The sequence below is a fragment of the Flavobacterium psychraquaticum genome, from assembly GCF_034497725.1.
Classification (GTDB): Bacteria; Bacteroidota; Bacteroidia; order Flavobacteriales; family Flavobacteriaceae; genus Flavobacterium; species Flavobacterium psychraquaticum.
Genome location: NZ_JAXKVR010000009.1, coordinates 1 through 7,254 on the forward strand (window position 1 = coordinate 1; position 7,254 = coordinate 7,254).

Annotated in this window: 9 protein-coding genes; 3 read left to right on the plus strand and 6 right to left on the minus strand. The window is 30.0% G+C overall.

Annotated features, from left to right (window positions below; all coding sequences use genetic code 11):
• Positions 1-90 precede the first annotated feature (90 nt).
• Genes T1L09_RS00120 through T1L09_RS00130 form a run of 3 tightly spaced genes read left to right on the plus strand, consistent with a single transcriptional unit; the run spans position 91 to position 741 of the window.
• Positions 91-327, plus strand: a complete 237-nt coding sequence (locus T1L09_RS00120) for a DUF5675 family protein (RefSeq protein WP_322548922.1) — start codon at positions 91-93, stop codon at positions 325-327.
• A gap of 35 nt (positions 328-362) precedes the next feature.
• Complete coding sequence (locus tag T1L09_RS00125; RefSeq protein ID WP_264558352.1) at positions 363-578, plus strand: hypothetical protein; 216 nt, start codon at positions 363-365, stop codon at positions 576-578.
• Positions 565-741: a hypothetical protein gene (locus tag T1L09_RS00130; protein WP_322548923.1), complete on the plus strand. Its 177-nt coding sequence runs from the start codon at positions 565-567 to the stop codon at positions 739-741. The genes T1L09_RS00125 and T1L09_RS00130 overlap by 14 nt, the downstream gene beginning before the upstream one ends.
• 92 nt (positions 742-833) lie before the next feature.
• Here T1L09_RS00130 and T1L09_RS00135 read toward each other — a convergent pair whose 3' ends face one another.
• From T1L09_RS00135 to T1L09_RS00160, 6 genes are all read right to left on the minus strand, one after another.
• On the minus strand, positions 834-1,667 hold the full coding sequence (locus tag T1L09_RS00135; protein WP_322548924.1) for an IS3 family transposase: 834 nt from the start codon (positions 1,665-1,667) through the stop codon (positions 834-836).
• Entirely contained in the window at positions 1,667-2,185 is a 519-nt protein-coding gene (locus tag T1L09_RS00140) for a hypothetical protein (protein WP_322548925.1), read from the minus strand. Before T1L09_RS00140 ends, T1L09_RS00135 begins: the two co-directional genes overlap by 1 nt.
• Before the next feature lie 59 nt (positions 2,186-2,244).
• Entirely contained in the window at positions 2,245-2,667 is a 423-nt protein-coding gene (locus T1L09_RS00145) for a DUF6943 family protein (protein WP_322548926.1), read from the minus strand.
• Positions 2,668-4,086: 1,419 nt separating this feature from the next.
• Positions 4,087-5,193, minus strand: a complete 1,107-nt coding sequence (locus T1L09_RS00150; RefSeq protein WP_322548927.1) for a HigA family addiction module antitoxin — start codon at positions 5,191-5,193, stop codon at positions 4,087-4,089.
• Between the two features lie 23 nt (positions 5,194-5,216).
• Positions 5,217-5,537 (minus strand): type II toxin-antitoxin system RelE/ParE family toxin, encoded by a 321-nt coding sequence (locus tag T1L09_RS00155; protein ID WP_322548928.1) that lies wholly within the window; start codon positions 5,535-5,537, stop codon positions 5,217-5,219.
• Between the two features lie 622 nt (positions 5,538-6,159).
• Positions 6,160-7,140: a hypothetical protein gene (locus T1L09_RS00160; RefSeq protein WP_322548929.1), complete on the minus strand. Its 981-nt coding sequence runs from the start codon at positions 7,138-7,140 to the stop codon at positions 6,160-6,162.
• Positions 7,141-7,254 lie beyond the last annotated feature (114 nt).

The following is a 7,254-nucleotide window of genomic DNA, read 5'->3' on the forward strand; positions in this document are numbered from 1 at the left end:
ATCTCTTTGATGAAATTCTCTGCTGTTTTTTTATTAGGTGTTTTCATACTATTTCAAAGTTAATAATTTTTGAAAACACTCTCTTAGTTTTTGTCTAAATCAGTCCACTTTTTGCTGACGATTTACATAGATGTGGAAAATAGAAGTTTTATTTTATTTCATCCTGCTAATAATGCTTTGAAAGAATTGAATGGTTGTATTGCTCCGGTGACTAAACTTTCTGGTCCAGGTTTAGGACTATTGTCGAGAAAAGCATTTGAAAAGCTTAAAACGTTAGTTTATCAAGCTTTGGATAATAAAGAAAGTGTTGAATTGATTGTTGAATAGATTCCCATATACATGGGAATAGAAAAATATAAATTATGAAAAAAATAGTAAATAGAGCTACAGCTCCTACTCCAAAGTTTTTTAAAGTGCTTCGAAATGTTGGTTTGGTTTTGGCTGCTGTTGGTGGAACGATTTTAGCTGCTCCAATTGCCTTACCAGTATTAGTTACAACTATTGGAGGTTATATGGCTGTTGCTGGAGGAGTTTTGACAGCAACTAGTCAGCTTACTACAACTGATGACAGCGAATAACCATACATTAATGGGAACTGCTGGAGGCACATTTTTAAGTATAGCACCGAATATTCATTCTGAAGACATTGCAAGAACAGTTATTTTAGCTACTGTTGGAGCTGTCGTCAGTTTTACGATTTCGTTACTGCTTAAAAGCCTACAAAAGAAGCACAAAAAATAAGTTTAGCCCTAGTTGTGGTGACCTTTGGGTTAAACAAAATGAAAGCCAAGTCGTAAGATAGACTGCACCCAAAAGTTTAGACAAATTTATAATTAATTTTGATAATAATGAGCTCGATATTTTATCGGGCTCATTTTGTTTAAATTTGACTTGATTCTTTCGTTGTTATAATAGATTATGTATTTGTCAATTTCTATTTTTAATTGTTTTATCGATTTGAATTTTTGAGTGTAAAACATTTCAGATTTTAGTGTTCCGAAGAAATTTTCAATAATAGCATTATCTAAACAATTTCCTTTTCTTGACATACTTTGTTTAATTCCTTTTTCTTTTAATAAGTGCTGATATCTTTTCATTTGATATTGCCAACCTTGATCAGAATGAAGCATTAAATTTGTGTTGTTTGGTATTTTCTTAAATGCTTTATCTAGCATCATAACAATTTGATTAAACACTGGTCGTTCTGTAAGTTCATAACTAATAATTTCCTGATTAAACAAGTCTATAATTGGTGATAAATATAATTTGTTTCCAGATACATTAAATTCCGTTATATCGGTAGCCCATTTTTGATTTGGAGCTGTTGCTTTAAATTTTCTCTCCAATAAATTTGGAGCAATTTTACCATTTTCGCCTTTATAAGATTTGTATTTTTTCACTCTAATAATGCTTTTTAATCCCAATAACTTCATTAATCTAAGTACTGTTTTATGATTGATAATTATTGCTCTATTTTGAAGTTCATCGGTAATTCTTCTATAACCATAGCGACCTTTATGCTGATGGTAAATGGTTTTAATTAACTCTTTAATTTTTTTGTATTTATCAGGTAAATCAAATTGTCTTTGATGATAATAAAAACTACTTCGTGCCATATTAGTTTGATTTAAAAGTGTTTCTAAATCAAATTTATGCCTTAATTCCATTATGGCTTTGGATTTCTCCTGGCTTGAATTAAGGCGTCTAACTTTTTTAGCAATTCATTCTCACAACGAAGTCTTTCGTTTTCTTTTAATAGTTCTTCCTCTCTTGTTAAGGGCTTGTCAGATTTGCGTTTTTTACGTTTATAATCACTCATAGAAATTGGTCTACCTTTAGATTTAGATTTTAATCCTTCAATTCCAAAGTTAGTAAAATCTTTTTTCCATTTTGAAATTATAGCAATATTGGGGATATTAAATCTTATTCCCGAATCCATCAATGAAAGAGATTCCTTTTTTATAGTTCTGAGTACTTTTAACTTAAATTCGGCTGAATAACTTTGATTTATTCTTGGTAATAAACCAATTTCACCATAACCCCTATAAAAACTAACCCACTTACGAATATTCCATCTTGGAATCTGCTTCAGTTTTGAAACATAACTCTCAGAATAATGTTTCTTTAAAACCAATTCTACACATTCTAATTTAAATGCGTAATCATACTTTACTTTTCTTTCCATAAAAAATGCCCCAAATAGTGTCTAACTTTTTGGGGCAAGTTCAAGACCTGGCTTTTTTTTTATCTATTACAATAGCGATATAAAATGACTTTACGCATATCATTAATAAGATTTAGATTTTCATTGAATCGTTTTTCAGATTGTTCTAAAAGCTTTAAAGTTTGCACGTTTTTAAGGTGTTCCTCGTGGTCTTTTATCTCTTGATTAACTTTGTTTGAAAATTCTTTTCTAACATCGTGTAAGCGTAAAAATGGAATTACAGAACCACAAAGAAATTGATGCCAGAATTTTGTTTTCCAAAGTGCGTAAGCTGTTAAATTGATATTATCAAAATCTTCTTTATTCTCGAAAATGATAACAAAACTATTTGTGAATGGCTCATTTGAAGGCTTTCCACTGTTCAATCCTTTGTTTAAAATGAATAGGTGTGGATTTTTGTAAATCGTTCCTTTAGTGTAGGTTTTAATGACAAATTTTAGCATAACATCGGCTTTTAAAAATTGGTTATATTTTCAATTTTCTACGGTGTTTCTTATGAAATGCAGGTGTGTCTCGCTACGCTCCACCCATAAATTTTTTCAAAAGAAAAAAAGAAAAAAAAGAAAGCCGTCATTTCAAGTGGAAGGTTTCAAAAAAGCAAGTTTTTCGGATAAAATACTACCTGATAAGGTGGAGATTTTATCCGAAACCCGCAGGGCTTGAACTTGCTTTTTTGAATACCTGGAACTTATCTTTGCTTCCTTTTTTTTATTTATTTTTTTTGAATTTCAAATCAATTGTTGTTTTGAAATCGGATGTTGTTTTGGATACGTTCTATCTAACGAGGTTGTGTTTTGGAATGTGGTAGTTCTTAAAAGGGTATTGAATTTTAAAACAGGATAAATAACCATAGGCAAATTATAGATTATGTTTTTATCCTGTTTTAAAATTTAATACTCTTTTGTGGATTTGATTTTTGAGGATGCATTGATAGTGTTCAGTAATCAGTTGGTAGTTTACAGTAAAAATGTGCTTATGGAAATGGGAAGCATCTTCAAAAAACAATGTACTTCGACAAGCTCAGCATAAACTAAACTATCCTAGTGCGATGAGGCAGTAGCGCAGGCAAGTGTGTGATTTTTTATTTGCTTATGGGATTGTTGTGATTGCTTTTATGTTGGATAGATGCCTTTTTTTGAGTGATTAGTAATTTGTGATTAGTGATTAGTGAATTGCTCTTGTGGAAAGGATTAAGGCATCTGGCCAGCGTGAAAGCAATGGAGTTTATGGTTTCTGGCAAATGAAAAATCATACTCTTGCTGGCTCTTTTTGATTTTGTGGGTACCAGAAAGTAATTATGAATGGAGAATTATGAATTGGGTTGTTTTGGAAATGTAGCACGCACAAAAACAATGAAAACACTACCTATTTCTACGGTTAGTTGATAAAAACAGTTCTACTTTTCATGCGATATAAAAATTATCTAACTACTAGAAATATGCTACGGATTATTGAAAGTGGTTTGTGAAGGATGCCTTTTTTAAAAACCGGCTGGTGCGAGGAAGTTTTTAAAAAAGGTGTCCTGGAGCAAACCACACGAGCGTTGGGTGTGCGGCTTTTTTACATAATGTTATTATAGTGCATCCGGTGACTTCTTTTGGAATTGGGATTTTGTTTATGCACTATAATGCCACATTATGTAACTAAGCTTGGGAGAAAAAATTACTGGCATGAGTTGCGTAGCGTACGTGTTTTTGTTTTGAGCGTTGGGCAAGCTCTTTGACTGATGGCTTATTGGATTTTTCATTATTAAACAAAACATTTTAGCCAACAGGCAAAGTGCTTGATGTGCGTTGGGACAAAAACCATGACAGTAATTTTTTTAGGAGCGTTGGGAAGGAGTGGGAATTAATTATGCTTGTTTAGTTTATATCATGTTTAATTGTAGAAAAGGTTCTGTATTCATTTAGTGTATAGCTAATTCTTCCTCTAACAATACATGGATGTGTTTTTGATTTTTTTGCAAAAGCTTTTATACTAGCATCATTGTTTTTGAATTCTAAATTCTTACTGAATTCTTCCCACTCTTTTTTATCAATTAAGCTATTTTGTGCGAAAGTATTTGCTTCCTTTTCTTCTGTTGAATTTTTGTATTCTTCTTCTTCATTTTTGATGTCAAGGTCAATAAATTCAGCATTATTATTATTTATTAAATGCTCATAGATATGCCCTAATTCATGGAATAAGGTGAAAGCAAAATTATCTAAGCGATTGTGTCTTAGTGTCATTCCAATAGCAGGGTTACCTTCGCTCCAAAATGATACTCCATCTACAGGTGTTTTTTCTCCTTTTGTCTGATAAATTAATTTAATGCCATATTCATGCAGCTTGTTCTGTATTTTATTTAAAACATCTTTATTTTTTAAAAGGATTGCTCTTACATCTGAAATTAATTGTTCTTTGTTTTCTTGATTGAAAGGTGGAACAATTATTTCTTTAGATTTATACTGTACTAATTTAACCCATCCCATGATGTTTACTACATCGGTTTTTAATTTTGTTGATTTTTTAAATCTCGTGTAAACTGGTTGGAGTTTCATTACTGCCAATTGGTCTAAATTTGCAACGCCATAAATATTTCTAACAATTTTGTTGTCATGTAGCGGATTGCCTGATAGAATTTTTTCTTTTTTGTAGAATGAAGTGGGGATGAATTCTTTTACTACGTTCCAAACTTCGATGGCTTCTAATTGTTCTTTATGCTTTGCTTCTATTCTTGCTTTGTCTAGATCATAGTTTTTTTGTGCTTCCATCCAGTAATCTGCATCGATGCCTAATGTTTTTTCTAATAGTAAAGCTAAATCAGCGTTGATATTTCGTTTACCCTTAATTATTTCATTTAATTGTGTTCTGCTGAATCCAATCATTTTTGCAAAATCTATTTGAGAGAAATTGTTTGCTATAATTTCATCTAAAAGTATTTCACCAGGATGAGTTGCAATTGCAGGTGTGAGTGTTTTTGTTGTCATTTTTTCAATTGTTTCGGTTCTTACTATTCGTAATGTTTGCTTAATTCTTCGATTTCTAAAATATCGATTATTAATTCATTTGAAGTGGAAGCTACTTCTTTAAAGATTATTCTGTACTGCATGTTAACAGCTACAGAACTCAATCCTTTTAAATTACCTGTAAGTTTTTCATATCTCAATGATTTAATTTGGTACAATTGTTCGATTTGAGTAATAGCTTTCAATTTATTGATAGTTTTGACATACTGGGATACCAATTGTTTGTTTGACTTATACTCTTTATAAGGTTTGGTATTTCCTTGGTAAATGTCTTCTAAATATATTTTTTGAAATTTAATTTCCATATTGGTGGTGAAATGCTTTTGCAAATATACATAATTGTTCACAAATGCGTGAACAATTTCTTAATTATTTTATAGGGGTAGGTCACAGGTTTGAATCCTGATTTGGTCTCAACTCATGCTGTACAAGGAAAGTTTATGACACGGAAGATTTTAATGGGTCAAAAAAAGTTAAAAAAAGCTTTTTTTTAAAAAGGAAAATATAGGTGTATCATTTTTAGCAGCCAGAAGAATGGCTACTATATTTGCTAGGATTGCTATGATACTTTCTATATTCATTGAACCAATTTACAACTAAATTAAGAATAAATATAAATTATTTAAAATAACTTGAAATATTTTCAAGAGTACAGAAAGCGAATTAGCCAACAGGAAAAGTGCTTGTTGTGCGGTGGTACAAAAACCATGACAGTAATTTTTTTAGGAGCGTTGGGATGGAGTGACAATTGGAATGGAAAACGGTATTTTTACCTATTATGGTTTTATTTACCGCGTTGCAAACACTAATATTTATTTTTAATGTTAGAAAGGCACTCGTTATAAACGAGCACCCAAGTGGTTTTAATCCAATTCACAGTATTATTAAAATAAAAATCAAGCATTTATATTTTTTTAGATTTTGAGATTAAAAAGGAATCATAAGTGAATTTCCACCTTTACTATTTGAGTTAAAGAGTCTATTTATATCCAAAACCTCATCTCTAGTATTTTCTTGATATCCTTGAATTTTTATATCATTCTCTTTACTTTTTTCTTTATTAAATTCTATTTGCGATGAACTATCGAATTCATAGTCAGTAATTGCTTCAGAAGCCTCTAATCCGATATCTCTATTAATTTGTTTAGCTTCTTCTTTTCTTTTATTTATTATACCATCTAACTCGTCCTTCTCTATAGTTTTATCAATGCCGTAGACATCGGTCATATAATCATTAGAAAGTTTTTCCCAAGAATCATTAATGTTTTTCTGGATTTCGTAATAATAATTACTATCAGATGTTTTTGAGTTATTAATAAAATCAGTATAAAAAGAATTCTCTTTAATTAGATTTGAAAAACTTTTAATTTGATAATGAGAAATAAAATCTTTTGAAAGAATTTTGATTAATTGGGGTAAATTATTTATCCGCTTAACTAAATTATTTTGAGCTATGTATTTTAAAATTTCACTTAAATTGTCTCGATCTTCCCAACTTAAATAACTTATATCTAAATCATTTATTCTCTTTAATAATTCTACTTCAATTTCACTTTTGCTAAATAATCTAATAAGAATAGATATAATGTTTAGGCTAGCATTACTATGAAATCCCTTAAGATAATCTTTCTTATCGTTAAATGTGTCGTATAATTTTTTTCTGCTATTTTTATTAGAAAAGCATATTCTTTTTTCACCTTTAACCACTGTAGTTGCTATTCGATATTTGAATTGTTCGAAAAACACAGATGATTTAAGTAGTTGTAAATATTCTTCATTAGAATTTTGAAAATATGTAAAAATAAAGTCATCTATTGATGGATTAAAAAAGCTATATCTCGTATCATTTTTGTCAATAGTTCTAATAATAAAAGCGCCTACTAATTCTTTTAAAGTGTACGTCTTCAAACTAAATTGGACTTTTGCTAAGAGAGTATTTAGTTAATAATTCAAAGATAAAAGATTTTTTTGATTTGTTGTTAATTTTGATTTTTGGTACTCATTTCTTCGGTTTAAAATTGT

Bases quoted from the DNA above. Each gene is read 5' to 3' on its own strand.
- T1L09_RS00125 (WP_264558352.1), top strand. From the start codon at position 363: ATGAAAAAAATAGTAAATAGAGCTACAGCTCCTACTCCAAAGTTTTTT.
- T1L09_RS00130 (WP_322548923.1), top strand. From the start codon at position 565: ATGACAGCGAATAACCATACATTAATGGGAACTGCTGGAGGCACATTT.
- T1L09_RS00135 (WP_322548924.1), bottom strand. From the start codon at position 1,667: ATGGAATTAAGGCATAAATTTGATTTAGAAACACTTTTAAATCAAACT.
- T1L09_RS00140 (WP_322548925.1), bottom strand. From the start codon at position 2,185: ATGGAAAGAAAAGTAAAGTATGATTACGCATTTAAATTAGAATGTGTA.
- T1L09_RS00145 (WP_322548926.1), bottom strand. From the start codon at position 2,667: ATGCTAAAATTTGTCATTAAAACCTACACTAAAGGAACGATTTACAAA.
- T1L09_RS00150 (WP_322548927.1), bottom strand. From the start codon at position 5,193: ATGACAACAAAAACACTCACACCTGCAATTGCAACTCATCCTGGTGAA.
- T1L09_RS00155 (WP_322548928.1), bottom strand. From the start codon at position 5,537: ATGGAAATTAAATTTCAAAAAATATATTTAGAAGACATTTACCAAGGA.